We start from the raw sequence: 24,755 nt of genomic DNA on the forward strand, positions 1-24,755 counted from the left end.
CGGATGGCTCGCGCCAATCTGACGTGGCTGCGGCGGGAGCTTGCAGCCGTCGGTGGTTTTGGGCGCGGCGGGGTTTTCAAGCGTCTCCTGGGCGTCGATCTGGAGCAGCGCCGTGCTGGCGTTAGCCTGCAAGGGCGAGACAGTGATGGTGCGTTGCAGGTCGATGCTGCCCGCAGGCTGGTTCTTGCAGCCGACATCGTGCGTGACGACCTTGTGGTGCGTGTCGGTGCGCGCCTGGCCGACCGTGGTGGTGCCGTCGAAGGTATCGATCTGCTGGCCGTCGCGCATAACCTGCAAAGTCCACTGCACGACGGGCGGCGTGCCGCCAGGCGTGAGGGCATTGGCCGCCGACGCCGGCTGTGCCGCCTGCGGAGCCGTCTTCGCGAGCGCCGCGCTGGCGGCCGCATCGGCGAATCCGTTGGGTGCGGATGCCGGTGCAGCCGGCGTGCCCTGGGCATGCGCGTTCGCAGCCAGCAGGCCGGTGGCGGCGCACAACACGGCGACGAAATACGGCTTCAGCGGTTTCCACAACGTCCACAACGTCATATCCAGGCTCCATTCACGCGCGCCACTTGTGACGACGGTGTCGGTTTATGACCTTCGATCCTATACCGGGTTCGCAAACGCCGGACCGCAACAGTTCATTGCAGATGGGGACGACGCGTTCGCGCTTCAATCAGAGCGCATATCGATATTTGCGATGTATGCGCAACGATGGTGCATTTTCATCCTGCAGATGAATTGCATTGTTAGCGCTATTGCAACGGTGACTTGTCATTTATCAGGATGGTTTTTCGATAGTAGGTGTTTACACTGAAGTTGTTGGGATTCACTGCCACAGCGCGAATGCCGGTACTCATGGTCAGTTTTTCTCGCGCCGATTACTGAAAATCACCGTTGAAGGATTCGTCATGAAAAAGACTGTCTCGCTCGCCGCACTCGTTCTTGCTGCCGCTACCGCTTTCGCCGCCGCACCCGCATTCGCATCGGCCAATGTGTCAAAGAGCCGTGCTGAAGTGAAGGCCGAACTCGCCCAGGCGCGCGCCAACGGCGAAATGCAGAACCCGAATGCGCCGGATTACCCGCAGCAATTCGCGACGGGCGGCTACACGGTGCCGCGCGTGCAGATCGCCACGCCGCGCGCTCACTAAGTCACCCGCGCTCATCCTCGGTCACCCTCAGTCACCAGCAACACTCGATCCGCATCGCTTTACGACGTCGCGTGTTCGCCAGCGCGCCTTGGCTTGCGAAGCGCCTTCGGAAGTGCCGCCGCCCACGGCGTACAATTTTCGTGAGGCGGCGCTGGCATCGCTCTGATTCGATGCAATACGTGGTGCATCACGCGATGCGTGATGACAGGCACAGCGCCGCGCCCAACGCATAGACGCAGGCGGCGCGCGTGTCAGACGCAGCGCCGCCGCATTCGCCGGAGGCGGGCGCAGCAATATGGATCAGATCGAATGTGTGGTGATCGGCGCGGGCGTGGTTGGCCTCGCCGTGGCGCGCGCGCTGGCTGCGCGCGGACGCGAAGTGATCGTTCTGGAGGCCGCCGACGCGATCGGCACCAGCACCAGTTCGCGCAATAGCGAGGTGATCCACGCGGGGCTCTATTACCCGCGCGGCTCGCTCAAGGCGGCGCTGTGCGTGCGCGGGCGCGAGATGCTCTACGAATACTGCGCGTCGCGCAACGTGGCGCACGCGCGCTGCGGCAAGCTGCTGGTGGCGACGGCGCCCGCGCAGATCGCGCAACTCGACGGCATCCTCGCGCGCGGCAAGGAAAACGGCGTGTTCGACCTGACGCGCATCAGCGCCAGCGAAGCGCTCTCGCTCGAACCTGCGCTCGAATGCGTGGCGGCGGTCTATTCGCCGCAGACGGGCATCGTCGACAGTCATCAACTGATGCTGGCCCTGCAAGGCGATGCCGAGCGCGATGGCGCGGTGGTCGCGCTCAAGTCGCCGGTCGAATCGATCGACGCGACGGCGAATGGTTTCCAGATCCGCACCGGCGGCGATGCGCCCACCGAAATCCGCGCGGCCTGCCTCATCAACAGCGCGGGCCTGCATGCGACGGCGCTAGCCAAACGCATTCGCGGGCTCGACGCGCGCCACATCCCGCCGCTCTACCTCGCGCGCGGCAATTACTTCAGCGTGTCGGGCCGCGTGCCGTTTTCGCGGCTGATCTATCCGATGCCCAACGAGGCGGGACTCGGCGTGCATCTCACGCTCGATCTGGGCGGCCAGGCGCGCTTCGGTCCCGATGTCGAATGGATCAAGTCGATCGACTACGATGTCGATCCGCGCCGCGCCGAAACCTTCTACGCGCAGATCCGCAGCTATTGGCCAGGTCTTGCCGATGGCGCGCTGCAACCGGCCTACGCGGGCATTCGCCCGAAGCTATCGGGCCCGGGCGAACCCGCCGCCGATTTCGTGATCCAGGGCAGCGCCGCGCATGGCGTGCGCGGACTCGTGAATCTGTTCGGTATCGAGTCACCGGGGCTGACCGCATCGCTTGCGATCGCGCAGCGCGTGTGCGAGATGGCGGGCGCGGCATAACCCGCGCCATTGCATTGGAGGCTTGCGTCAATCCGCCGCGCTTGCCGTGGCGGACCCTATTTTTCGCCGCTTCCAGCGCATCTTTCACAAGATGCGCTTCCCTTATCTCCGGAATTTCGGGCGCACGCGCCGTGGCTGCGTTGCTATGCTTCACGCCACGCCGTCGTCAGAACGGTGTGCCCACAATACTGGAGTACGTCCCATGAAATCGTCCCGCCGCAGCTTTCTGATCACGAGCCTTGGCGTCGCCACGACCGTTGCGCTGTCGCGTCAGGCTTTCGCCGACGCGCCGAAGGCCACCGAAGCCGATCCCACCTCGCAAGCGCTCGGCTACAAGCTCGACGCCACCAAGGTCGACAAGGCGAAGTTCGCGAAATACGCCGCCGGCCAGGATTGCAGCAATTGCACTTTCTATCAAGGCAAGGCCACCGATGCTTTCGCACCGTGCCCGATGTTCGGCGGCAAGCAGGTCGCGGGCAAGGGCTGGTGCAGCGCCTATAACAAGAAGGCTTAAACCAGAGCCTTTCGCCTGGCGCGCAGATTCACCTCACACGCGCGCCATCAGCAGCGGCGGGCGCTTGCCGAACCACGGGCGCGCCGCTTCCAGTTGCGCGGCGAGGCGCAGCAGCAACGCATCGTTGCCCTCGCGCGCCGCGAACTGCACGCCGATCGGCAGACCGCGCGCATTCCATGAAAGCGGCACCGTCATCGCCGGTTGTCCGGTCAGATTGAACAGCTCGGTGCAGCCTGCCCACGCGAATGCCTTGTTCGAGGCTTCGTTCAGCATCTTTCTCATCAGCGCTTCTACCGGCATCGCCGTGACGGCGCGCATCTGCATGCGCTCCGATTGCGTCGGCTTGAGTTCGCCGATCTTCACGGGCGGCCCCGCGAGCGTCGCACACAGGATTACATCGAAACGCGTCATCAGATCGGCGAGTTGCGCGGTGATGCGCTGCTGCACCTCGAGCGCTCCCGGCAGTTCGCGCTCGCCGAGCTTGCGGCCGATATGCGCCATCGCCCACGTGGCAATCTCGAAGTCCTGACGGCGCGGTTTCGTGCCGGTGATGGTGTCGGCGTTGAGCACGTATTGTTCGGCGACCACCGACCACAGCATCAGAAAGGCTTCGCGCGCCGCGGAAAAATCGATGCCGAGTTTCACTGGCTCGACGTTGTGGCCCAGCGAAGTCAGCAGCGCGGCGGCGTCGTCCAGCGCGCTGCGCACATCGGGCGAAAGCGCCTCGGCAAAGAGCGGATCGGCGATATAGGCAATCGCGAGCGGCTTGCTGCCGTCGAGCGGTTCGCGCGCCGCCGCCAGATAGGTGCCGGGCGCGCCCGGCGCGAGCGCGGGGTCGCCCGCGAACAGATCGAGCATGAGCGCGCTGTCGCGCACGCTGCGCGACACGGCCAGATCGACGCCCAGCTCACCGGGCGCGGGCGGCACGGTGGAGGGCGGCTGCTTGCCGCGCGTGGGCTTGAGGCCAAACAGCCCGCAGCACGAAGCGGGGATGCGGATCGAGCCGCCGCCATCAGACGCGTGCGCGAGCGGCACGATGCCCGCTGCGACCGCTGCCGCCGCGCCGCCGCTGGAGCCGCCCGGGGTGTGATCGAGACTCCACGGATTGCGGCACGCGCCGAACAGTTCCGGCTCCGTGTACGGCATCTGGCCGAGTTCCGGCGCGCTGGTCTTGCCGAAGATATTGAGGCCCGCGGCGCGAATGCGCTCGATCACGGGCGCGTCGATTGTGGGCACGTAATGGCGATAGTGGCGGCTGCCGAACGTCATGCGCAGGCCGGCCACCGATGCGCCCAGATCCTTGACGAGAAACGGCACGCCCGCAAGCGGGCCTTGCGCGAGAGCGTCGAAGCCGTCGCCGCCCGCCTCGATGCGCAGCGCGCGCTTGCGCGCGGCGTCGTAGTCCTTGAGCACGACCGCGTTGATGGCGGGATTCGTGGCTTCGGCGCGCGCGATGGCATCGTCGAGCAGTTCGCGCGCGCTGACGTCGCGGCGCTGCACGAGTTCGGCGAGACCGATGGCGTCGTATTCCAGATAGTCGGACTGCAAGTCGCACACTCCTCAAGGGTGTTTTCGCGTGGCTGCGGCCGCAAAAAGAAAACGGCCATTGCAGCGATTCTGCCGCAATGGCCGTTTTTCAGGCGCGCGCGTTTGTTCGAGGCAAACGCGGGTGGCGCAATTTACAGATGCTGCGCGAGGAACGCGAGCGTGCGGCCATGCGCGAGCGCCGACGCGTTCTGGTTGTACGACGCGCGCACCGAGCAGTTGAAGCCGTGATCGGCGCCCGGGTAGATATAGACCTCGGCGTTGTCGCGGCCCGCAAAGCGCTCCTTCACCTGGCCGACCGCGTCGAGCGGAATGCCGTGATCGAGTTCGCCGTAGTGGAACAGGATGGGCTGCTTGATCTTGTCGGCCAGATCGAGCTGCGTGTGGATGCCGCCGCCGTAGTACGACACCGCGGCGTCGACCGAGCCGCTGCCCGCTGCCATATAGGCGAGGCGTCCGCCCAGGCAATAGCCGATGGCCGCGACGCGGCCGGTGCATTCGGGCAGCTTGCGCAGCGTGTCGGCCGTTGCAGCGATATCCGCAACGACGTTGTTGAAGTCGAGCTGTTTCATCAGTTCGATACCGCGGTCGCGGTCTGCGCCCGTGTATTCCAGCTCCACGCGCGGCGCGCTGCGCCAGAAGATGTCCGGCGCGATCGCCACATAGCCGTCCAGCGCGTACTGCTCGACGACGTCGCGGATATGGCCGTTCACGCCGAAGATTTCCTGCAGGATGACGATGCCGGGGCCTTTACCGCCCTTGGGCAGGGCGAGATATGCGCCGAAGCTGTCCTTGCCGGCGGGAATGTCGATCCACTTGGTCGTTACGCTCACGTTGCTCTCCTTCGTCGCGAGTTGGGTGATATAGGGTGATGCGGTCAAAACGGGGAGCCAGTTTGCCATAGCCGGGTGTCAGCCCGCAGCGAGCGCCTCGCGGGCATCTCCGCACGTTTCGTTCTTGCAGGCGGATCGTAATAATCTCGATTATTCATTTTTCGCCCGGCAAGGGCTTCGCTAGAGTCGTTGGCAGATTCGTTTCGAGTCGCATCCATCCTGATCAGCAAGGATATCGTCATGACATCTGCATCCGCCGCATTTTCTACTCCGTTCAGCCGCCGCTTCGACCTGCACCTACCGCTCGTGCAAGGCCCGATGGCTGGCGGGGCGACCACGCCCGCGCTGGTGTCTGCCGTGTCGAACGCAGGCGGCCTGGGCTTTCTCGCGGGCGCCGCGCTCGCGCCGGAAAAGATCGCCAGCGAAGTCGCCGCGATTCGCGCGCTCACCGCGAGACCCTTCGGCGTGAATCTCTTCGTGCTCGACCCGGCGAATCCCGACGACGCCACCGTGCGTCAGGCGCTCGGCGCCATCGATCCGTTGCGTGCGCAATTCGATCTGCCGCCGGGTGCGCCGCTGGCGGCCTACGCGCCTGACTTTCGCGCGCAACTCGACATGCTCATCGATCTGCGCTTGCCGGTTGTGAGCTTCACGTTCGGCCTGCTCGGCAAAGACGATGTTGCGCGGCTGCACGCGGCGGGCAGTTATGTGATCGGCACGGCCACGCACGTGGCCGAAGCGCTCGCGTGGCGCGACAACGGCGCGGACGCGATCGTCGCGCAGGGCGCCGAAGCGGGCGGCCATCGCGGCACCTTCATCGGCGAGGTGGCGCACGCGCTGATCGGCACGATGGCGCTGGTGCCGCAGATCGCCGACGCCACCGGTCTGCCCGTGCTGGCGGCAGGCGGCATCATGGACGGGCGCGGCATTGCCGCCGCGCTCGCACTGGGCGCGCAGGCTGTACAGATGGGCACGGCGTTTCTCGGCTGCGCAGAAAGCGCGATTCCCGCCGACTGGAAAGCGCGTCTGCGCGCCAGCGCCGATACGGCCACCGCCGTCACGCGCGCAATCACGGGCCGCCACGCGCGCGGTATCCGCAACCCGCTGATGGCGCGGCTCGAAGCACAAAGCGAAACCGTTGCGCCTTATCCCGTGCAGAACGCGCTCACCCAGGAATTGCGTCAGCGTGCGGCGCGCGCGAATGACGGCGACTGGCTCTCGCTGTGGTCGGGGCAGGGCGCGCCGCTGTCGCGTGTGCGCGCAGAAGGCATCGACGCGGGGCAACTCGTCGACGTACTGGACGCTGAATGGCGCGCGACGTTGCGCAGTTTGCACGCCTGACGCCGTAGAAGAAAAAGTCGAATAAGCAGATCTCCTGGCGCGCCCATCGCGCGCGCCAGGAATTAATCGAAGGCTGACTTTAGCGAGCCTCTATCTTCCGATCCGGCAATTCGTTGCGCAGTCAAAAAAGCAAACGTTACCGGATACGTTTACAGCGGCTCCGGAATGCTTCGCATAACTCGCCAAAAATCCCAAAAAATATTCCGTCGAGGTTTTGACAAAGCTTTCTAAAGGATTGCAAACATCTTTTTAGAGCCTTGCTGGATAAGGGTTTCGACGGAATTGTTCAGGTTTTCGAAGTACTCGGGGCAAAGCCTATTGGTACTCGCCCCGATATCTGAAAAAAGTCCCCCAAATTAATTTGATCACCTACACTTGCGCGCAAGTATGGTGCGCGAACGCTGTCACAAACGGCATTCGAAACCATGCTGGCCAGGTGCATCAAGGATGCATCCTGCGTGGTCGTCCGCACGGGGAGCGACACGTTCGGGGCGCGGGGGCACAGGGCGATTACGTTGCTTTTGGGTTCGAAACTGGAGACTTACATGAATATCAAGCTTCACAAGCTGTTGCCGATCAGCGCTGCAGCCATGCTGTGCGCGTCGTTCGCAACGGTGGCGAGCGCCGACGAAACGATCAAGATCGGTCACGTCGCGCCGCTGACGGGCGGAATCGCGCACCTCGGCAAGGACAACGAAAACGGCGCGCGTCTCGCAGTCGAAGAGATCAACGCGAAAGGTCTGACGATCAACGGCCAGAAGGTCACGCTCGTGCTCGACGCGCAGGACGACGCGGCTGACCCGCGTACGGCTACGCAGGTCGCGCAGAAGCTCGTTGACGACAAGGTTGTCGCGGTGGTCGGCCACCTGAACTCGGGCACGTCGATTCCGGCATCGAAGATCTATAGCGATGCGGGCATCGTGCAGATCTCGCCGTCGGCCACGAACCCGGCCTACACGCAACAAGGCTTCAAGACGACGTACCGCGTCGTGGCGACCGACGCCCAGCAAGGCCCGGCGCTCGCGAACTACGCGTCCAAGAGCATGAAGGTGAAGAGCGTCGCCATCGTCGACGATTCGACCGCTTACGGCCAGGGCCTCGCGAACGAATTCGAGAAGACCGCCAAGTCGCTCGGCATGAACGTGCTGTCGCATGACGCGACCAACGACAAGGCCGTGGACTTCCGCGCAATTCTGACGAAGATCAAGGGCGAAAACCCCGACGCGATCATGTACGGCGGCATGGACGCCACCGGTGGCCCGTTCGCCAAGCAAGCCAAGCAGCTCGGCCTGCGCGCCAAGGTGCTGGCAGGCGACGGCGTGTGTACCGACAAGCTGTCGGACCTGGCCGGCGACGCGACCGACAACATCGTGTGCTCGGAAGCCGGCATGGCGCTGGAAAAGATGGCGGGCGGCAAGGCGTTCGAAGCCAAGTACGAGAAGCGCTTCGGCCAGCCGATCCAGATCTACGCGCCGTTCACGTATGACGCGGTGTACATCATCGTCGACGCGATGAAGCGCGCCAACTCGACCGATCCGGCGAAGATCCTCGCTGCGATGCCGGCCACCGACTACAAGGGTGTGATCGGCGAGACGACCTTCGATTCGAAGGGCGACCTCAAGCACGGCGTGATCTCGCTGTACAACTACAAGGCAGGCAAGAAGTCCCTGCTCGACGTGGTGAAGATGTAAATCCGGGTTCGGCGCTGGCTTGCTGTCAGCGTCGATCCGGATGTGAAAAAGCCCGCGGGTTTCGATCCGCGGGCTTTTGTTTTTTTGCAGACGCGAGAAGGCTCAGGCCTGGTTCAAATCCCCAGCCACCGCAACACCTTCGGTCCCGCGAACGCAACCAGCGCCGCGCACAGCGCGACGACCGCAAGCCCCACGGTGAGATTCGTCACCTGCGTGATCGCGCCGATCACCACCGGCCCGAACAGCAGGCCGAAATAAGCAATGCCCGCGACGTGTGCGAGGCCTTCGGCGGCGTGGATGCCCTTCACGCGCGCGGCGGCCGCAAAGAGCACCGGCATCATATTGGCAAGGCCCAGACCCATCAGCGTGAAGCCGGTGAGCGCCGTGAACGAATACGGCAGCAACAGCGCGCCGATCATGCCCGCGCAGGCCAGCGAGGCGCTTGCCAGCACCAGTTGCGGCGCGCCAAAGCGCGCGCGCACCGCATCGCCCGCGAAGCGCGCCACTGCCATGCCGCCCGAGAACGCCGCGTAGGCCGCGCTCGCGAGCGCGGGCGTCGCGAGCACGACATCGCGCATATAGACGGTCGCCCAGTCGTACATCGCGCCTTCGGCGATCAGCGCGATCAAGGCGATGCCGCCCAGCGCCCACAGCGCGGGCGTGCGCCAGCGGTTGCCGGTTTTGGCGTGCTCGCCGTGCGTGGCGTGCGGCACGTGCGGCAGCACGGCGGGGCACGCGACCCACAGCACCAGCGCGGCCAGCGCCGACGCCAGGAACAGATGCAGGGCGGGCGCCATGCCGCGCGCGAGCAGCGCACCGCCGATCGCCGCGCCCGCCATCCCGCCCAGGCTGAACATGCCGTGCAGCGCCGACATGATGGGGCGGCCGATGGCTTCCTCGACGGCGCTGGCCTCGGCGTTCATCGACACGTCCAGCGTCGCCATGCCGATGCCGAACACGGCCAGCACGACCAGCAACATCCAGTAGTACGGCACGACCAGGATCAGCGCGCCGCATGCAGCCATGGTGAGGCCGCCGGTGAGGCAGGCGCGCCGCGAGCCGACGCGCGCGATCCAGCCGCCGATTGTCGTCATCGCGGCGATCGAGCCGCCCGCCACGGCAAATAGCGCGTAGGAAAGCATCGCGGCGCTCAAGTGGAACTTGTCGCGCACGGTGGGTACGTGCACGCCCCAGGAGGCGTACATCATCCCGGCGATGAAGAACAGCGCCATGGTCGCGTAGCGCGCGCGGCGGCGCGCGGCGTCGGGCAGCGCGCGGTGCGCCGCCAGTGGCGAACCCGCGGGCGGTGTGGAAGCGGACGCTGAAAGCGCCGGATCGGTCATGCGGTCGGACACGGATAATCCCGTCGAAGAGAGGGCTGCGCGCATGCCCAAGGTGCCAAGGTGCATCGGGTGGCCCTGGGCGCGGCGCTCATACTGGAAGAACGGCGGCGCGGCGTGAATCGCGCTGGCACAAGCCGTCTGAAAGGCAAGCGATGATTCTAGCGAAGGCGCGCAGGTCCTGCTGATGCCTGCTCTAATAGCCGCAGCCGATTCCATCGACCGCATCGACCGAGGACCTTTCCTTGAAGATTCCCGCTCACGCTCCGCTTCATCTGCTCCATCAGGTGCCCGTCGGCACGCTCGCCACTCACGCGCGCGACCCGCAGGGCTTTCCGTACCCTACGCTGTTGCCCTTCGCGACCGATGCGCGGCATCGTCCCGTGATCCTCGTGAGCCGGCTCGCCGAGCACACGCGCAATCTCCAGGACGATCCGCGCGCCGGCTTTCTGGTCGCGCAAACCAGCGGCGAGGACGCGCTGAGCGCACCGCGCATGACGCTGATCGGCCGGTTCGAACCGTCGAACGCCGATGAGCAATCGGCGGATTCGCCGCTCGCGCGCCGTTATCTGCGCTACCACCCCGACGCGGCGCGCTATCTCGCGCTGGGCGACTTCAGCTTCTGGACGCTGCACGTCGAGCGGCTGCGCTATATCGGCGGCTTTGGCGCAATGGGCTGGCTCGACGGAACGGATATCGACACGTTTGACCCTTTGCCCGCCGACGAGGAGCAAGCGCTGATTCAAGTCGCCGATTCTCTCCCGGCGCGACGCGACGGCTTCACGCTGCTGGGCGTCGACCGTCACGGCGCCGATCTGCGTATCGACGGCCAACGCATTCGCCATGTATTCGAGACGCCGCAACTCGACACACCAACCTTGCATGCCGCGCTAAGCGATTGCCTCTCGCGCTATTCAAACTGAGTAATATTTCTAAAACCCGGCGGCGTAAGGCCGCCGCTGAAATTGATGCGCCGCGCAATTGCGGGAAATAGCGCGTGATTCGTCAGAAGTTATCACGCGATGAAATGTTTATCGTGTTTTCGTAAGATAATTTCCATGCCCTGCTAATTATGAGAAACGAATTTATCGGCAGAAAAGGGGCATTTAGTAAAAATACCGATTTGCACGAAATGAAAGATTCTTACCATTCCGGCGATCCAGCAAACGTTGAACTAAGTGATGCCTGGTATCGGCAAACGTTTCGTAAAATATTTCGATTATTTTTATTGCCTTGCGCTTTTCGCGACATTCGATTCTGTGTTAATCTCGCCTCCAATTTCCGAGGCAATTCACTGTCAATCGGCATACTGGCATCAGATCGGTAGCCATTATCAACATCACCAGGGCACCAAACTCATGTCGTCATACAAGGAACTCCTCGCTCAGCGAGAAAAGCTGGAAAAACAGATTGAAGAGGCGAAGGAGCGCGAGTACGCCGAGGTCCTCGACGAAATCAAGCAGAAAATGGCCGATTACGGCATTACCATCGCTGAACTCGGCGGCAGCCGTGCTTCGGGCAAGGGCGCGAAAGCAGCCAGCCGCTCGCGCGCCAGCGTTGCGCCGAAGTATCGCGATCCGGATAGCGGCAGCACGTGGTCGGGTCGTGGCAAGCCGCCGCGCTGGATCGCTGGCCAGGATCGCGATAAATATCTGATCCAGAAGTGATCTAGAAGTAATGCGCAGTAATGAGGTGGACTTCACGGTTCATCGGTAAAAAAAGCCGCGCTGTCACGGGGACGCGCGGCTTTTTGTTATTTTGCTTACCGTAGCTTTCTGTTTCTTACCAATACCGATTGAACGGCAAGTGGGTGTGTCGCGCATCGACGGCTGCTGAACGCGAATACGAAGGGTTCTCGTAGTCGCCTGATTTAAAAGAGGATTCCAGGGTTATCTCCAATTGGGGACGGCGTCGCGATTACAATCGCGTCAATTCCCTTGTTTGCTTCTGGATCAGCATGTCCTCTGCCACCGCCGCGTTATCAGATAAACAGCAGGTCGCACGCAAGACAACGTTTGTTAGCGTTGGCTTGAATTCAGTGCTTGTCGTGCTGCAAATCGCCGTGGGCGTGATTGCGCATTCGCAGGCCTTGATCGCCGACGGCGTGCATTCGCTTTCCGATCTCGTCTCCGATTTCGTTGTGCTGATTGCAAATCGGCATAGCGGTGCGAAGCCCGATGCCGATCACAATTACGGTCACAGCCGTTATGAAACGGTTGCTTCATTATTTCTCGGCGCATTGCTGATTGCCGTGGGCGTGGGCATGCTTGCGCGCGCCGGCACGCGTCTGGCGAATCTCGGCGATATTCCGCCCGTGCATGCGAGCGCGCTCGCGGTGGCCGTGCTCGTGCTGGTGTCGAAGGAGGCGCTGTTTCGCTACATGCTGCGCGAGGCGCAGCGCGTGCGCTCGGCGATGCTGATTGCCAACGCGTGGCACGCTCGCTCGGATGCGGCGTCGTCGCTGGTGGTAGCGCTGGGCATTATCGGCAGCCTTGCGGGCGTGCGTTTGCTCGATCCGATCGCCGCCGCCATCGTCGGCTTCATGGTCGCGCGCATGGGCTGGGTGTTCGGCTGGGACGCGCTGCAGGATCTGTCGGATCGCGCGCTCGACGCATCGGCCGCCGCCGATCTGCGCAAGCTGCTGACAGAAACGCCTGGCGTGCTCGACGTGCACGAGATGCGCACGCGCAAGACCGGCGACCTCGCGCTGGTGGACGCGCATATTCTGGTCGATCCGTTTATCTCGGTGTCCGAAGGGCATTTCATCGCCGAAATGGCGCGCACGCGCCTGCTCACCGACGCGCGCGTGCTCGATGCGCTCATTCACGTCGATCCTGAGGACGACATGCATGTACGTTCGGTGTCGAATCTGCCGCCGCGTGAGGAAGTCGCCCGCGCGCTACGCGAGGCGCTGGCGGCGCGTGACGTGCACGTGGAGGCGGTCACGCTGCATTACCTGAGCACGGGTCTGGAGATCCAGTTTGCGCTGGCGGCACGCGACGATGCGCGGCGTCTTGCCGATGTCGATCTGGACGCGCTGCGGCGCAAGCTGGGCGCGAGCCGGCTGGAGGCGCTGCAGATGACGGCGGATGCGCGGCTGACCACTTTGCCGCGCGCATGACGGGATCAATATGAGAACGCCGCGCCGCCCTTTAAGGCGAGCGCGGCGCGCTTTTCACGAAGCCTTAAAGCAACGCCTCAAAGCGGCAGCTGCGTATCGAACTTGATCTCGCGCAGCACGACGCTCGTGCGCACCTGCGCGACAGCCGGAATGCGGAAAATGCGTTCGTGCAGGAAGGTGTCGTAGGCCTTGATGTCCGGCGCGACGATCTTGAGGATGTAGTCCGATTCGCCGGTCGTGCTGTAGCACTCGGTCACTTCGGGGCAGGTGGCGATCTCGCGCTCGAAGGCTTCGACGCCGCCTTCGGTGTGACGCGTGAGATGGATATGCGCGAGCGCGCAGACGTGCAGGCCGAGCTTTTCGCGATCGAGCAGCGCCGTGTAGCGCTGGATCACGCCCGACTGCTCCATGTCCTTGATGCGACGCCAGCAGGGCGTGCTGGAAAGCCCGACCTGATCGGAGATTTCCTGCACGGAGCGGCGCGCGTCCAGCTGCAGCAGGCGCAGGATCTTCTGAGAGAACGTATCGAGTGTCAAATGCGCCTCCATGTGCGTCGCCGTATTCCCGAATGTTAGAGGTCGGGAAAACGAAACGCAATGCAAACCGCAGATGACGAGGGAGATTACCTAATATCGCGCTCAGTCAGCGGCATTTTGCCCTGAGGCGTCCCCTTCATCGGTCGCCGCGATTGCCTTGAGCGCGGCCTGCTGCGCGCGCAGATCGGCGAGCATGTTGCAGAACAGCGCACCCTGCTCGATGGCGTCGTCGAGCGCCACATGCGTGTGCGGGTGATCGTCGAACCAGTGCTTGGGAAAGCGCGGCTTGATGTTCTTGCGATAGGGCAGGCCGGTGATCGCAAAGGCGAGCGTCTTGATGTCGAGCGCCGACCACGAGAACGGGCAGCGCCCCGCGAAGCGCATCATGTACCAGAACATGTAGGTGAAATCGAAGCCCGCGGGCATCGCTACGAACACGGGCTTGCCCGGCAGCGCCTCCACCCATTCGACATATTTGACGAGCGCCTCAGCCGGGTCCTGCAGATCCTTGCGGCAGGCCGCCCACGCTTCGGGCTGCGTTTCCCACCACGCGGCCTGCACCGGATGCGGCGCCGCGCCGTCGAGCGTCGCGAGATTCGCCGAGAAGGTGGCGATCAGACGCTTGTCGGCGGTATAAGCCGCCGAGGCGAAACTGAGCATCGAGTGCGGGCCGGGGATCGGACCGTCGGCCTCGACGTCGGTGCTCACGTAGATTTCTTCGATGGCGGCTTGAGTCATCACTTCCTGTAGGTGTCGCGCGGAATTCGCGGATTCATAAAGGGGGTGTTTCAACCCCATTGCGCCTGGCTGGGCGCGTCGCCGGGCACGCCGTCTGCGACGTAAGGATTGGAGCGGCGCTCCTCGCCGAACGTCGAAACCGGGCCATGGCCCGGCACGAACGTGACATCGTCGCCCAGCGGCCAGAGCTTTTCGCGGATCGAGCGGACCAGATCCGCATGATTGCCGCGCGGAAAGTCCGTGCGACCAATTGACCCAGCGAACAGCACGTCGCCGACCAAAGCCAGCCGATGCTCGCGGCTAAAGAAGACGACGTGACCCGGCGTGTGGCCGGGGCAGTGGTACACCTCCATTTCCTCGTTGCCAAAGCGCACCGTGTCGCCGTTCACGAGCCAGCGGTTGGGCTCGAACGCCTGCGCATGACCGAAGCCGAAACGCACGCTCTGCTGCGGCAGCTGATCGATCCAGAAGCGTTCGTCTTCCTGCGGCCCCTCGATCGGCACGCCGAACTTGTCGGCCAGCGCCTTCGCGCCTGCACAGTGGTCGAGATGGCCGTGCGTGAGCAGCACCTTTTCGAGCTGCACGCCGTGCCGCGCGATCTCCGCTTCGATGCGATCGAGGTCGCCGCCCGGGTCGACGACGGCGGCGCGTTGCGTCGCTTCGCAGACGAGCAGCGAACTGTTTTGCTGGAACGGCGTGACGGGAATCAGCGTGACTTTCATGCGCGCGGTCGGAGTGGATCGTGAGGTGAGGAGGAGGTTTGTTTTCGTCGGGTTTGTGCCGAGGCCGGACCCAAAAGACCGATTGTACCTGGGTGCGCAAGCTGCCGCCCGCGCATCCCGTAGGATCGCCTCAGCCCTTGTCTGACAAGGGCTGAGGGGTCCGCGCCAACCGGCTTTGTTACGCCAATAGTTAGAAATCATGGAGATTTGCGGGTGGTGACAGTGACAACAATTACTTTTAGGTATAATGCGGCCCATCAAGCACGTTTTCGCGTGCATTCACTGGGCGGTGTGACCTGCTGTAAAAAATGGGTCGCGATACATCGCCGTCAAGCAGTGCCGTCTCACAGGCTAGCTAAACAGGCTGCCTTACAAGACGGCAAATCAGGTGCCGATCCGTTCGGCACCGCACGTCTTGCCCAGCCAGGCGCCACGCGCCTGCCCCGACCTTGCTGTCGGACGCTGGGTGGGGCCTACGCCGCCGTTCCTGTGCGCCGTGAGTTATCCGGCGCGCCTGAATGTGTACATCGCGTTCGATGGCGGCATGTGGGGTCTGGTCAGGCTGCCGGGGACAGGTTGCGCCAGACGTGAAAGAAAACCAGCGGTTAGCGGCTTAAGGTGCCGCATCCGGGTATTGGCACTTGCACGCCTTTTGTTCATACGACAAGGCGAGCGCGGCGTCCTTTTGCCTGCGACCGCCGGGGTCATCCAGCGTTGCACCACCAAGGTGCAGGACGGCCTCGAAACGTGATGGCTAACTTATGAACTTTGGACTTTCTCGACGACGATTCGGGAGTCTCGCAGCCGTGTCCGTGCTGGCCGGTTGTGCCATGCCGCCCGGCCAGCAGGACCAGGCGCAGGGCAACGCGCTCAGCACCAGGGACGCGGCACATACCGCGTTTGCGTCGCCGCAGAGCTACGGCTCGGCACTGGCCGCGCTGCCCGCTTCGGGCGCCAGCAAGGACAACTCGCTCGCCGATGCTCAGGCGATCGACGACAACGCTGTAGACGCCGGCTCGTTCCACCAGACCGGCCGCGCCTCGTGGTACGGCCGCGCCTTCCACGGTCGCAAGACCGCGAGCGGCGAGCGCTTCAACATGCAAGCGATGACCGCAGCGCACCGCACGCTGCCGCTGGGCTCCTACGTCCGTGTGAGCATTCCGGCGACCGCGAAGTGGGTCGTCGTGAAGATCAACGACCGTGGCCCGTATGCGCGCGGCCGCGTGATCGACCTGTCGTATGCAGCAGCGAAGATGCTGGGCCTGCAACACGCGGGCACGGCGAAGGTGAACATCGAAGGACTCTCGCGCCAGGAAGCGAAGGCCGCTCAAGCCGAGCAGGCTGAAATGCTGGCTGCGAACTCGAACAGCCAGTAATGGTTTGATGTGGGTTTGGTGCAGATCGATCCGTGTTGGCGCGTGGCGCGCACCGGACGGTCGACAAAACCCCAAGCTCGCCAGACTTGATGTGCAAAGGGCTGCCCGGATGGGCAGCCCTTTGGTTTTTCTGACGGGCTTTTCTGGTAGGTTTTTCTGACGATACGGCGGGGGTCAGTCCTCGCCGTCGTCTTCGTCCTCGCTGTCTTCCCCTTTGAGCTCGAGCGCACGCGCATAGAGCGCATTGCGCGACGCGCCTGTCAGCGTAGCGGCGATCTTCGCCGCACCCTTCACCGGCACCTCCTGCAGCAGCACGCGCAGCAGCGCATCGTGATCCGCTTCGCCGGATTCGGGCGCGCTCGCGCCTTCCACTACCAGCACGAACTCGCCGCGCTGGCGGTTCGCATCCTCGGCGAGCCACGTTGGCCCTTCGGCCAGGGTGCCGCACCAGAGCGCCTCATGTAACTTGGTCAACTCGCGGGCGATCAACAGACGCCGCGCGGGACCGAACGCATCGGCGAGTGCCTGCACGGTTTCGACGATGCGATGCGGCGCTTCGTAAAACACCATCGCGTGCGCATGCGAGACGAGCGGCTGCAATGCGCTCGCGCGCTGCTTCGCCTTGGGCGGCAAAAAGCCGAGGAACGTGAATGTGGACACCCAGTCGCCCGCCGCGGAAAGCGCGGTGGCGAGCGCGCTTGCGCCCGGCAGCGGCACCACCAGGAAACCGGCGGCGCGCACTGCATCGACGAGCTTCGCGCCCGGATCGGAAATGCCCGGCGTGCCCGCATCCGATACGCAGGCCACACGCTCGCCCGCGCGCAGATGCTCAATCACGCGTTGCGCGGCCTCGCGCTCGTTGTGCTCGTGCACGGCGATGAGCGGCTTCGAGATGCCATAGCGCGTGAGCAACTGGCCGGTGTTGCGCGTGTCCTCGGCGGCGATGCGATCGACAAGACCGAGCACATGCAGCGCGCGCACGGTGATGTCGGCCATATTGCCGATGGGCGTCGCCACGACGTAAAGCGTGGCGGCCGGATATTGCTGGGCCTGTGCGAGTTCGAAAGGAGACGACGTCATGACACGGAACGCGCGAACGCAAGAGAGGAGGCCGCCATTGTGCCATGTGGGGGAGGGCGCGACGGCGCCTGCGCGTGTGGGCGAGCGAAGCAGCGGCAATCGCGACAACTTTTCCGCGCGTGCCCGGTCAAACGCCGAGCGCGGTACGGCCGAACGCGGCTCGGCGCAGCGTCGCGAAGTTGGGGCTCGTTTTGAAGCGCATGCGCTGACCTGGCTGCAACGGCATCGGCTGGTGTTTGTCGCGCGTAACGTGCATTGCAGAGGCGGCGAACTTGATCTCGTGATGCGCGAGCGTGACGGCACGCTGGTGTTCGTGGAGGTGCGAGCGCGTACGCGGGCCGCATACGGTGGCGCGGCGGCGAGCGTTGGCTGGCACAAGCGGCAGCGGCTTTTGCGCGCGGCGCGCGCGTATCTGCTCACGTATGCGCAAGAGCACGCCGGCACGTTGCCGCCGGCATGCCGCTTCGACGTGGTGACGTTCGAAGGCGGCCGCCTCACCTGGCTGCGCGACGCGTTTCGAGAGGACGAGAGTTGAATCCGCCACGCTCCGCACGTTAAGCAGCGGGATGCGCGCAGAAAACGCGCGATGGAAAAGAACGCCGGAAGAGAACCCCTGCGAGTGCGCTAAACTTGCGGCACGCCGCAACCAAGGGATATTTCGCGAGGGAACTCGCGGAACCCGCAGTACAGATTAGAGAGTCGATGTCCGTCGAACGTATTCAACAGCATTTTCGCGATAGCGCAGCGACCCAGCTCGCCGCGATGGAAACCCTGGCGGTGCCGATTGCCGCCGCGGTCGATACGATGTTCGCCGCGCTGGCGAACGGTAACAAGATACTGGCGTGCGGCAACGGTGGCTCGGCCGCCGACGCCCAGCACTTCGCCGCCGAACTGATCGGCCGTTTCGAACGCGATCGCCCGGGCCTGCCCGCGCTCGCGCTCACGACCGACGCATCGGTGCTCACGGCGGTGTCGAACGACTACGCCTACGACCAGGTGTTCGCGCGCCAGGTGCGCGCACTGGGCCAGCCCGGCGACGTGCTCCTGGCCATCACGACTTCGGGCAATTCCGCGAACGTGCTGGCCGCGATCGCCGAAGCGCACGAACGCGAAATGATCGTGATCGCGCTGACCGGCAAGGGCGGCGGCATGGTCAACGCAACGCTCGCGGATACCGACATCCACCTGAGCGTGCCGTCCGATCGGACCGCGCGCGTCCAGGAAGTGCACCTGCTGACCATCCATTGCCTGTGCGACGGCATCGACGCGATGCTGATGGGTGAAGAGTGAGATCTGGGATCGGACTGATACCGAAGACAGGGAGAGGGACTTGATGAGCAGAAACGGCATGACGCGCGCGCTGGCCCGGACCACGCTGACGATCGGCTTCGCGGCCTCGCTGTGCGCGAGCCTGCAGGGCTGCTTTCTCGCGCTTGCTGGCGCGGCGGGCGGCACGGCACTGGTGGCGACCGACCGCCGCACGGTGGGCTCGCAGACCGAGGATCGCGAGATCCAGGTGAAGGCGCTCTCCAATGTGACGAGCGGTTTGCCCGATACGGCGCACGTGAATGTGGCTGTGTTCAATCAGCGCGTGCTGCTGACGGGTGAAGTGCCTGACGAAGGCTCGAAGCAGAAGGCCGAGAGCATCGTGCGTGGGATTCCGAATGTTGGCTCGATTGTGAATGAGCTTTCGGTGCAGCCGGCTAGTTCGTTCTCGTCGCGGGCTAACGATTCTTATCTGGAAGGGCGCGTTAAGAGCGAGCTCGTTCTGTATAAGGAGATCTCGGCGAATAACTTCAAGGTGGTCGCCGAGCGCGGGAATATTTATCTGATGGGCCTGGTGACGCCGCGCGAAGGGAATGTTGCGGCGAACGCGTCGAGCACGGTTTCGGGTGTGGCGCAGGTTGTGAAGTGTTATCAGTACATCGCGCCGGATCAGGCGTTGGCTTCTTCTGGTAATGCGCCGGTTTCGAATGCGCCGGCTCAGGCGAATGTCGCCGATTCGCCGACGGTCGGGGCGATTCCGGATTCGGGTGTGAGCTCGCGTCCGATCGAGCAGCAGGCTCCGGCGCCGGTGATGGAGTCGGCGCCTGCGCATGCAGGGTCTAACGGGGCGACGATGTGATGGTGCGGCGTTTTGTGGTTGGACTGGTCTTGATGGGGGCTGCGGTCTCTGCGTTTGCGGGGGATGGTGCGGCGGTTGCCCGGGGTAATGCCTGTATGGGTTGCCATGCGGTGGATCGGCGGCTGGTTGGGCCTTCGTTTAAAGACATCGCGGCGAAGTACAAGGGTGATGCTGGGGCGCAGGCGAAGCTTGAGAAGAAGGTTAGAGAAGGGGGCGCCGGGGTTTGGGGCGCTATTCCGATGCCTTCGCATCCTGCTATGAGCGCTGGGGATATTCACGATGTGGTGACGTGGGTGTTGGCTGGGGCGCCGGCTTCTTCCACCAGGTAATTTGGTTTGCTGCGGCGCAATTTCCGGCTTGGCACAACGAAAAATAGGTGTGCTACACTCGTCGAGCAGTGGGGCGGTAGCTCAGCTGGGAGAGCGTCGCGTTCGCAATGCGAAGGTCGTGAGTTCGATCCTCATCCGCTCCACCAAAGAACACTTGAAGAAGCTTTGCCGTATTCAGAAAACCCCGCGTGCCTTACGGCACGCGGGGTTTTTGCTTCTAAGGCCGTTCTTTCGCGCAATAAATGGGTCAAGCCGCCACCAGTTAACCCGTCACCCGCGCCTCCACTAACCTCATCAGCAACGCAACCGATTCCTGCCATCCCAGATAACAAGCCTCAACCGGAATAACCTCCGGAATGCCTTCCTGCGTCACGTTTAACTCAATCCCACAAAACACCTCACGCAATACCACCGTAGTCTCCATCTCCCCCGCAAAATTCGGATCATCAAATACAGCCGAATACCGAATCCGCTCATACGGCACAAGCTCGCGATATTCCCCACCAAACGAGTGACTTGCCCCATCTGTGAAGTTAGTAAAAGACATCCGATATTTCCCGCCGATAACCGCATCGAGTTGATGCACCTTCGCAATAAACCCATCCGGCGGCAGCCATTTAACGACTGCATCGGCATCAAGAAATGCGTGATAGATCCGCTCGGCGGGAGCGCGAATCACACGATGAATCTGGACGGTGTTTGTCTTCATATCGAGTCTCCTCACAGGTCAATGTGGAAGCCAGCCATCACAGCAGCACACTTCATTAACGCCCATCCGCCATCCATCTGCAATCGCCTAAACTTCCTCAATACACTCGGCTGCGCCCGAGACCCCAGAAGAAGGAGGCCCACCATGCCCACCCCTGAACCCGCCCCTCAAAAGTACGACTATGAGGGCTTCGAAATCCACATCACCGCATCGCCGAAAGAAGAAAGCTCGACGCGCTACACCTACACAGCCTACATCTGCCACCCAGGCGCAAATCCAGCCCATCCCGGCCACGCGGTCCACTACCACGCAGACGGCGAGGAAACCTTCCGCAGCGAACACGAAGCGATCGAAGAAGCCGCCCACATTGGCCGAAGCATCATCGACGGCACGCACCCAGACCTTTCGGTGTTATCGCTAGTCACCCACGGTTTCTAAACCGCAACTAACCGCCAAACAAAGCCCGCAATCACCCAACCACCGCTCCCAAAGCACCACACCGCAACCCCTTGCTACCATCGGCATTCGCCCTTCGCGACATAAACGACACAAAAAAGCCGATGCTCGCCCTCAAGCTCACCCTCGTACCGCTTTTCCTGCTGTTCGTATCGATGTCCGGCAAGCTTTGGGGGCCACGGGTCGCGGGCTGGCTAGCCGGTTTGCCTGTCGTCGCCGGGCCGATTCTCTTCCTGCTCGTCATCGAGCACGGCGTGGCTTTCGGAGCACGCGCCGCCACGCTCTCGCTTTACGCGATCCTGGCTTCCGAATCGTTCAACTTCGCATACGCGTGGACATGCCGCACGCGCCCGTGGTGGCTCGCACTCGCAGCAGGCCTATGCGCGTGGTTCCTGGCAGCATGCGTACTCGCGCATCTACCGATTTCCTGGCCATGGGCACTCACCGTCGCGCTGTCGGCAACATGCTTCGGCCAGACCTTCCTGCCACACAGCACCACAACCCCAGCAGGCGCAAAACTCACCCGCACAGACCTCGCTGCCCGCATGACAGCAGGCGCGGCCCTGACGCTCGCCGTCACCGCAATGTCCTCGCGCCTAGGCCCCGCGTGGAGCGGCTTGCTCGCGGTGTTTCCGCTGCTAGGCAGCGTGCTGGCCGTATCGTCGCACCGTGCCCACGGCGCGCCTTTCGTGATCGCGTTGCTAAGAGGAATGGTGTTAGGCCGCTTCGGTTTCGCCGCGTTTTGTCTGACACTCGCGTTGGGACTCGAGCATCAGCCAGCGCCACTGGCGTTCATCGAAGCATCGATCATCGCGATGCTCGTGCAAACCGCAAGCGCCCGTCTCGCGCGTTTAACGCGCGCACAAGCCCCAGCGCAAACCACCGTCCGCGCCGACGCAGCCACAACAGAATAGAAGAGGGGAGAAGGCCAGTTCGCACCCCGACGCCAACGAAGCGCGAACCCATACTGCAGAGAAGTGCAGTGCCCGGAGAAAGAGGAAAAAGGCCCGGGCAACGAATTGCCCGGGCAAGTCGCCGGATTACCGGCGACGGAGGTTTCCAGTGGGCGTGCCTCGCGCGATCAGATCGACGAAAGCGCCGAGTCCAACGCGAAGCAACGAAAACAAACGTATCTGCACAAAGACTGACGGGCCCGCTCTCAAGTTCTTGCGAGAGAGCGGGCCCGACTGGCGTAGGTCACGCAGCGCGCCTCAGGTCAGCGCGCCGCAAATGACCAACCAAAATTACTGACCGAAATAAACCGGCTTGATGTTTTCCGTCGTACGGCTGCCGGCTTGCGTCGAACCGTTGGTCGATGCGCCGTAGGCCGTGGCTTCAGCCGTCGCGTTCTGCTGGGCGACGCGAGCTTGCGCGGCTTGCAGGTCTTCCGGGTAGTACGGGCTCGACAGGCCCGGGCGATAGCCGGCCTTTTCGAGTTGCACGAGTTCGGCGCGCACTTGCGCGCGGGTCAGCGGCTGCTGGTTGGTGTTGGCTTGCGCGAACGACACAGCCGGAGCGGCCAGAACGGTAGCGGCGAGCGCCGCAGCAATCAGGGACTTCATGATCTACAACCTCCAGAATTTATCATTCGAATCGTAACAATCTGCTTGCTCGATCCGTTGATGAGACTTTATTGCGGTGCACATCAAAGATAAATATCGCGATACGGCAAACATCATTGCGGAATTCGTGATAATGCGCGCGTCAATTCGGTGCCGGAACGCAAAGCGAGAAATGACGCGGCTGGACCCATCGCGATTAAATCGGCACCCGGCGGCGCTGAGGCAAAATAGTGCGCACGAGGCCGCGCGTGATATGCCGTTCCGCGCGCCATCCGCAACTTCCAGGAGATGTCTCATGAAAAACGCGCTCGGCCGTCAGGCCGTGATTGCCGCCGCGCTGGCGGGTCTGGCAACCGCTGGCGTCGCCCACGCCGACGATCAGGTGAACTGCTACGGCGTCGCCAAGGCCGGCCATAACGATTGTTCGAGCAAGACCGGTGTGCACGATTGTGCGGGCCAGGCGAAGGTCGATCACGACAAGGGCGACTTCAAGACGATGCCGAAGGGCACCTGCGAAAAGCTCGGCGGCACGCCTGAGAAGTAACCGTTCAGCGCAATGACGATGCAGACGTCCGCAGTACCGCCGATACAGAAAGCGCAAGGCGTCGGCATCGGCTTGCGTCATGCGCACTACGACGCTTTCATGCAGGCGCCGCCGCCCATCGGCTGGGTCGAAGTGCATAGCGAAAACTACTTCGGCGACGGCGGCTACGATCTGCATGTGCTCGAAGCCGTGCGGCGCGATCTGCCGGTGAGCCTGCATGGCGTGGGCCTTGGCCTCGGCTCGGCGGCGCCGCTCGACGAGGCTCATCTCGCGCGACTGGCGCGCCTCGTCGAGCGCATCGAACCGGCGCTGGTCTCCGAGCATCTCTGTTGGGGCGCGACGCCGCACGCCGCGCTGCACGATCTGTTGCCGATGCCGCTCACGCGGGCCTCGCTCGATCATCTCTGCGCTCGCGTGGCGCACATGCAGGACACGCTGCGCCGCCGCGTGCTGATCGAAAACGTCTCGACCTACGTGCGCTTTCGCGACGACGATTTCAGCGAGGCCGGGTTTCTCGCGGAGCTTGCGCGCCGCACCGGCTGCGGCGTGCTGCTCGACGTGAACAATCTCTACGTGAATCAGCGCAATCACGGCGAAGACGCGCTCGCCGCGATGCACGCATTGCCACGCGATATCGTCGGCGAACTGCATCTTGCGGGCCATCGCGTGACGCCGGCGGTGGTGATCGACGATCACGGTTCGCGCGTCGCGTCTGAGGTCTGGTCGCTTTACGATGCGGCGTTGCATCGCTTCGGCGCGGTACCGACGCTGATCGAATGGGACACGCAGGTGCCGCCACTGGACGTGCTGCTCGATGAAGCGCGGCAAGCGCGTGAACACATGAGTGCGCACGTATGAACACGTCGCTGGAGAAACTACAGTCTGCGTTTGCCGATGCGATCGACGATCCCGCAGCCGATCCCGCGCTCCTCAAGCATCTGCAAACAGCCGACGATGCCCACGCGCGCGAGCGCCTCGGTCTCTATCGCGGCAACGTGCGCGCGGCCCGCCGCACAGCGCTGGCCGGCGCCTATCCCGTGCTCGCCCAACTCACCGGAGATACGTATTTCGATGCGCTGGCGCTCGCCTACGCACGCGCTCATCCTTCGCGCGATGCGGATCTGAACCGCTTCGGCGCTTTGCTGCCCGATTTCATCGAACGTTACGAAACCGACGCGCGCTACGCGTATTTCGGCGATGTCGCGCGGCTCGAATGGGCGCTGCATGTCGCGACTTTCGCGGCGAACGTCACGCCGCTTTCGTCGGCGCAGTGGCAGGCAATCGGCGTGGAGCGTCTCATGTCAGCGAGACTGAAAGTTCATCCGGCGTGTATCGCGCTGGAATCGCGTTACGCGGCTTTCGAAATCTGGCGCGCGCATCGCCAGAATGACCCCGAGCAAGTGCCGTGGCCGCAGCGCATCGAGGCGCCTAACTGGACGCTCATCGTACGTCCGCAATGGCGATCTGCTGCGCTCTCGCACACGCACGCCGCTCACGCAGCCTTCGTCGCGTTGCAACGCGGCGAAACGCTCGACGCAGCACTCGAACGCGCATTTTCCATCGACGAGAATTTCGATTTCGCCACTCAATGGCGCAGGTGGATCGAAACGAACGCGATTATCGGATTGCACGACGCCTGA

28 protein-coding genes and 1 tRNA gene are annotated in these 24,755 nt (G+C 63.4%); 19 read left to right on the plus strand and 10 right to left on the minus strand.

Features of this window, described 5'->3' with window-relative positions; translation table 11 throughout:
* The coding region (locus VG320_RS04895; protein ID WP_327199020.1) for a hypothetical protein at positions 1 to 546 on the minus strand (546 nt) is incomplete at its 3' end.
* A gap of 365 nt (positions 547 to 911) precedes the next feature.
* Here VG320_RS04895 and VG320_RS04900 point away from each other — a divergent pair.
* The 3 genes from VG320_RS04900 to VG320_RS04910 all read left to right on the plus strand — a co-directional run bounded on the left by VG320_RS04900 (position 912) and on the right by VG320_RS04910 (position 3,067).
* A complete protein-coding gene (locus tag VG320_RS04900) occupies positions 912 to 1,151 on the plus strand; it encodes a DUF4148 domain-containing protein (RefSeq protein ID WP_327199021.1) in 240 nt (79 codons plus the stop codon).
* Positions 1,152 to 1,446: 295 nt separating this feature from the next.
* Positions 1,447 to 2,553 (plus strand): NAD(P)/FAD-dependent oxidoreductase, encoded by a 1,107-nt coding sequence (locus VG320_RS04905; RefSeq protein WP_327199022.1) that lies wholly within the window; start codon positions 1,447 to 1,449, stop codon positions 2,551 to 2,553.
* 202 nt (positions 2,554 to 2,755) lie between these two features.
* Positions 2,756 to 3,067, plus strand: coding sequence for a high-potential iron-sulfur protein (locus VG320_RS04910; RefSeq protein WP_167064039.1), 312 nt, complete (start codon positions 2,756 to 2,758; stop codon positions 3,065 to 3,067).
* 33 nt (positions 3,068 to 3,100) lie between these two features.
* Here the strand turns inward: VG320_RS04910 and VG320_RS04915 are convergent, their stop codons facing one another.
* Both VG320_RS04915 and VG320_RS04920 read right to left on the minus strand, forming a co-directional pair.
* Positions 3,101 to 4,615 (minus strand): amidase, encoded by a 1,515-nt coding sequence (locus VG320_RS04915; protein WP_327199023.1) that lies wholly within the window; start codon positions 4,613 to 4,615, stop codon positions 3,101 to 3,103.
* A 131-nt stretch (positions 4,616 to 4,746) separates the two neighbouring features.
* Positions 4,747 to 5,445: a dienelactone hydrolase family protein gene (locus tag VG320_RS04920; RefSeq protein ID WP_327199024.1), complete on the minus strand. Its 699-nt coding sequence runs from the start codon at positions 5,443 to 5,445 to the stop codon at positions 4,747 to 4,749.
* A gap of 240 nt (positions 5,446 to 5,685) precedes the next feature.
* Here VG320_RS04920 and VG320_RS04925 point away from each other — a divergent pair, with 240 nt between their 5' ends.
* Positions 5,686 to 6,786, plus strand: a complete 1,101-nt coding sequence (locus VG320_RS04925; protein ID WP_327199025.1) for an NAD(P)H-dependent flavin oxidoreductase — start codon at positions 5,686 to 5,688, stop codon at positions 6,784 to 6,786.
* 545 nt (positions 6,787 to 7,331) lie between these two features.
* Entirely contained in the window at positions 7,332 to 8,477 is a 1,146-nt protein-coding gene (locus tag VG320_RS04930) for a branched-chain amino acid ABC transporter substrate-binding protein (protein WP_327199026.1), read from the plus strand.
* 113 nt (positions 8,478 to 8,590) lie between these two features.
* Here VG320_RS04930 and VG320_RS04935 read toward each other — a convergent pair whose 3' ends face one another.
* The gene (locus VG320_RS04935) at positions 8,591 to 9,820 is read right to left on the minus strand and encodes an MFS transporter (protein WP_327199081.1); all 1,230 of its coding nucleotides are present in this window, start codon (positions 9,818 to 9,820) and stop codon (positions 8,591 to 8,593) included.
* A 242-nt stretch (positions 9,821 to 10,062) separates the two neighbouring features.
* On the opposite strand from VG320_RS04935, the gene VG320_RS04940 reads away from it, so the two are divergent.
* The 3 genes from VG320_RS04940 (at position 10,063) to VG320_RS04950 (ending at position 12,938) form a co-directional block, all read left to right on the plus strand.
* Positions 10,063 to 10,740, plus strand: a complete 678-nt coding sequence (locus VG320_RS04940) for a HugZ family protein (RefSeq protein ID WP_327199027.1) — start codon at positions 10,063 to 10,065, stop codon at positions 10,738 to 10,740.
* 435 nt (positions 10,741 to 11,175) lie between these two features.
* A complete protein-coding gene (locus VG320_RS04945; protein ID WP_327199082.1) occupies positions 11,176 to 11,484 on the plus strand; it encodes an H-NS histone family protein in 309 nt (102 codons plus the stop codon).
* Between the two features lie 290 nt (positions 11,485 to 11,774).
* Entirely contained in the window at positions 11,775 to 12,938 is a 1,164-nt protein-coding gene (locus VG320_RS04950) for a cation diffusion facilitator family transporter (RefSeq protein WP_327199028.1), read from the plus strand.
* A 77-nt stretch (positions 12,939 to 13,015) separates the two neighbouring features.
* On the opposite strand, the gene VG320_RS04955 is transcribed toward VG320_RS04950, so the two are convergent.
* The 3 genes from VG320_RS04955 to VG320_RS04965 all read right to left on the minus strand — a co-directional run bounded on the left by VG320_RS04955 (position 13,016) and on the right by VG320_RS04965 (position 14,934).
* The gene (locus VG320_RS04955) at positions 13,016 to 13,486 is read right to left on the minus strand and encodes an Lrp/AsnC family transcriptional regulator (RefSeq protein ID WP_174220033.1); all 471 of its coding nucleotides are present in this window, start codon (positions 13,484 to 13,486) and stop codon (positions 13,016 to 13,018) included.
* 90 nt (positions 13,487 to 13,576) lie between these two features.
* Positions 13,577 to 14,212: an exonuclease gene (locus tag VG320_RS04960; RefSeq protein ID WP_327199029.1), complete on the minus strand. Its 636-nt coding sequence runs from the start codon at positions 14,210 to 14,212 to the stop codon at positions 13,577 to 13,579.
* Positions 14,213 to 14,262: 50 nt separating this feature from the next.
* On the minus strand, positions 14,263 to 14,934 hold the full coding sequence (locus VG320_RS04965; protein ID WP_327199030.1) for an MBL fold metallo-hydrolase: 672 nt from the start codon (positions 14,932 to 14,934) through the stop codon (positions 14,263 to 14,265).
* 761 nt (positions 14,935 to 15,695) lie between these two features.
* On the opposite strand from VG320_RS04965, the gene VG320_RS04970 reads away from it, so the two are divergent.
* The gene (locus VG320_RS04970; RefSeq protein WP_327199031.1) at positions 15,696 to 16,310 is read left to right on the plus strand and encodes a septal ring lytic transglycosylase RlpA family protein; all 615 of its coding nucleotides are present in this window, start codon (positions 15,696 to 15,698) and stop codon (positions 16,308 to 16,310) included.
* 174 nt (positions 16,311 to 16,484) lie between these two features.
* Here the strand turns inward: VG320_RS04970 and rsmI are convergent, their stop codons facing one another.
* On the minus strand, positions 16,485 to 17,390 hold the full coding sequence (rsmI, locus tag VG320_RS04975) for a 16S rRNA (cytidine(1402)-2'-O)-methyltransferase (protein WP_327199032.1): 906 nt from the start codon (positions 17,388 to 17,390) through the stop codon (positions 16,485 to 16,487).
* Here rsmI and VG320_RS04980 point away from each other — a divergent pair.
* The 5 genes from VG320_RS04980 to VG320_RS05000 all read left to right on the plus strand — a co-directional run bounded on the left by VG320_RS04980 (position 17,389) and on the right by VG320_RS05000 (position 19,990).
* Entirely contained in the window at positions 17,389 to 17,925 is a 537-nt protein-coding gene (locus VG320_RS04980) for a YraN family protein (RefSeq protein ID WP_414695969.1), read from the plus strand. The genes rsmI and VG320_RS04980 overlap by 2 nt on opposite strands.
* A gap of 167 nt (positions 17,926 to 18,092) precedes the next feature.
* Entirely contained in the window at positions 18,093 to 18,680 is a 588-nt protein-coding gene (locus tag VG320_RS04985; protein WP_327199034.1) for a phosphoheptose isomerase, read from the plus strand.
* 43 nt (positions 18,681 to 18,723) lie between these two features.
* Positions 18,724 to 19,515 (plus strand): BON domain-containing protein, encoded by a 792-nt coding sequence (locus VG320_RS04990; protein WP_327199035.1) that lies wholly within the window; start codon positions 18,724 to 18,726, stop codon positions 19,513 to 19,515.
* Positions 19,515 to 19,844 (plus strand): c-type cytochrome, encoded by a 330-nt coding sequence (locus tag VG320_RS04995; protein WP_327199036.1) that lies wholly within the window; start codon positions 19,515 to 19,517, stop codon positions 19,842 to 19,844. Before VG320_RS04990 ends, VG320_RS04995 begins: the two co-directional genes overlap by 1 nt.
* Before the next feature lie 70 nt (positions 19,845 to 19,914).
* Positions 19,915 to 19,990, plus strand: a tRNA-Ala gene (locus tag VG320_RS05000).
* Positions 19,991 to 20,106: 116 nt separating this feature from the next.
* Here the strand turns inward: VG320_RS05000 and VG320_RS05005 are convergent.
* Positions 20,107 to 20,553, minus strand: coding sequence for an SRPBCC family protein (locus VG320_RS05005; protein WP_327199037.1), 447 nt, complete (start codon positions 20,551 to 20,553; stop codon positions 20,107 to 20,109).
* A 144-nt stretch (positions 20,554 to 20,697) separates the two neighbouring features.
* Here VG320_RS05005 and VG320_RS05010 point away from each other — a divergent pair, with 144 nt between their 5' ends.
* Positions 20,698 to 20,991, plus strand: coding sequence for a hypothetical protein (locus VG320_RS05010; RefSeq protein ID WP_327199039.1), 294 nt, complete (start codon positions 20,698 to 20,700; stop codon positions 20,989 to 20,991).
* Positions 20,992 to 21,113: 122 nt separating this feature from the next.
* Positions 21,114 to 21,923: a hypothetical protein gene (locus tag VG320_RS05015; RefSeq protein WP_327199040.1), complete on the plus strand. Its 810-nt coding sequence runs from the start codon at positions 21,114 to 21,116 to the stop codon at positions 21,921 to 21,923.
* Between the two features lie 330 nt (positions 21,924 to 22,253).
* Here VG320_RS05015 and VG320_RS05020 read toward each other — a convergent pair whose 3' ends face one another.
* Positions 22,254 to 22,571, minus strand: coding sequence for a DUF4148 domain-containing protein (locus VG320_RS05020; RefSeq protein WP_327199041.1), 318 nt, complete (start codon positions 22,569 to 22,571; stop codon positions 22,254 to 22,256).
* A gap of 295 nt (positions 22,572 to 22,866) precedes the next feature.
* Here VG320_RS05020 and VG320_RS05025 point away from each other — a divergent pair, with 295 nt between their 5' ends.
* Genes VG320_RS05025 through VG320_RS05035 form a run of 3 tightly spaced genes read left to right on the plus strand, consistent with a single transcriptional unit; the run spans position 22,867 to position 24,755 of the window.
* The gene (locus tag VG320_RS05025) at positions 22,867 to 23,115 is read left to right on the plus strand and encodes a DUF2282 domain-containing protein (RefSeq protein WP_327199043.1); all 249 of its coding nucleotides are present in this window, start codon (positions 22,867 to 22,869) and stop codon (positions 23,113 to 23,115) included.
* 18 nt (positions 23,116 to 23,133) lie between these two features.
* Positions 23,134 to 23,973, plus strand: a complete 840-nt coding sequence (locus VG320_RS05030) for a DUF692 domain-containing protein (protein ID WP_327199044.1) — start codon at positions 23,134 to 23,136, stop codon at positions 23,971 to 23,973.
* Entirely contained in the window at positions 23,970 to 24,755 is a 786-nt protein-coding gene (locus VG320_RS05035; protein ID WP_327199045.1) for a DNA-binding domain-containing protein, read from the plus strand. Before VG320_RS05030 ends, VG320_RS05035 begins: the two co-directional genes overlap by 4 nt.

Source organism: Paraburkholderia sp. (genome assembly GCF_035948235.1).
Lineage (GTDB): Bacteria > Pseudomonadota > Gammaproteobacteria > Burkholderiales > Burkholderiaceae > Paraburkholderia.

Coding starts and splice junctions, on each gene's coding strand:
- VG320_RS04900 (WP_327199021.1), top strand. CDS start 912: ATGAAAAAGACTGTCTCGCTCGCCGCACTCGTTCTTGCTGCCGCTACC.
- VG320_RS04905 (WP_327199022.1), top strand. CDS start 1,447: ATGGATCAGATCGAATGTGTGGTGATCGGCGCGGGCGTGGTTGGCCTC.
- VG320_RS04910 (WP_167064039.1), top strand. CDS start 2,756: ATGAAATCGTCCCGCCGCAGCTTTCTGATCACGAGCCTTGGCGTCGCC.
- VG320_RS04925 (WP_327199025.1), top strand. CDS start 5,686: ATGACATCTGCATCCGCCGCATTTTCTACTCCGTTCAGCCGCCGCTTC.
- VG320_RS04930 (WP_327199026.1), top strand. CDS start 7,332: ATGAATATCAAGCTTCACAAGCTGTTGCCGATCAGCGCTGCAGCCATG.
- VG320_RS04935 (WP_327199081.1), bottom strand. CDS start 9,820: ATGACCGATCCGGCGCTTTCAGCGTCCGCTTCCACACCGCCCGCGGGT.
- VG320_RS04945 (WP_327199082.1), top strand. CDS start 11,176: ATGTCGTCATACAAGGAACTCCTCGCTCAGCGAGAAAAGCTGGAAAAA.
- VG320_RS04950 (WP_327199028.1), top strand. CDS start 11,775: ATGTCCTCTGCCACCGCCGCGTTATCAGATAAACAGCAGGTCGCACGC.
- VG320_RS04955 (WP_174220033.1), bottom strand. CDS start 13,486: ATGGAGGCGCATTTGACACTCGATACGTTCTCTCAGAAGATCCTGCGC.
- VG320_RS04960 (WP_327199029.1), bottom strand. CDS start 14,212: ATGACTCAAGCCGCCATCGAAGAAATCTACGTGAGCACCGACGTCGAG.
- VG320_RS04965 (WP_327199030.1), bottom strand. CDS start 14,934: ATGAAAGTCACGCTGATTCCCGTCACGCCGTTCCAGCAAAACAGTTCG.
- VG320_RS04970 (WP_327199031.1), top strand. CDS start 15,696: ATGAACTTTGGACTTTCTCGACGACGATTCGGGAGTCTCGCAGCCGTG.
- VG320_RS04980 (WP_414695969.1), top strand. CDS start 17,389: ATGACACGGAACGCGCGAACGCAAGAGAGGAGGCCGCCATTGTGCCAT.
- rsmI (WP_327199032.1), bottom strand. CDS start 17,390: ATGACGTCGTCTCCTTTCGAACTCGCACAGGCCCAGCAATATCCGGCC.
- VG320_RS04985 (WP_327199034.1), top strand. CDS start 18,093: ATGTCCGTCGAACGTATTCAACAGCATTTTCGCGATAGCGCAGCGACC.
- VG320_RS04990 (WP_327199035.1), top strand. CDS start 18,724: ATGAGCAGAAACGGCATGACGCGCGCGCTGGCCCGGACCACGCTGACG.
- VG320_RS04995 (WP_327199036.1), top strand. CDS start 19,515: ATGGTGCGGCGTTTTGTGGTTGGACTGGTCTTGATGGGGGCTGCGGTC.
- VG320_RS05005 (WP_327199037.1), bottom strand. CDS start 20,553: ATGAAGACAAACACCGTCCAGATTCATCGTGTGATTCGCGCTCCCGCC.
- VG320_RS05010 (WP_327199039.1), top strand. CDS start 20,698: ATGCCCACCCCTGAACCCGCCCCTCAAAAGTACGACTATGAGGGCTTC.
- VG320_RS05015 (WP_327199040.1), top strand. CDS start 21,114: ATGCTCGCCCTCAAGCTCACCCTCGTACCGCTTTTCCTGCTGTTCGTA.
- VG320_RS05020 (WP_327199041.1), bottom strand. CDS start 22,571: ATGAAGTCCCTGATTGCTGCGGCGCTCGCCGCTACCGTTCTGGCCGCT.
- VG320_RS05025 (WP_327199043.1), top strand. CDS start 22,867: ATGAAAAACGCGCTCGGCCGTCAGGCCGTGATTGCCGCCGCGCTGGCG.
- VG320_RS05030 (WP_327199044.1), top strand. CDS start 23,134: ATGCAGACGTCCGCAGTACCGCCGATACAGAAAGCGCAAGGCGTCGGC.
- VG320_RS05035 (WP_327199045.1), top strand. CDS start 23,970: ATGAACACGTCGCTGGAGAAACTACAGTCTGCGTTTGCCGATGCGATC.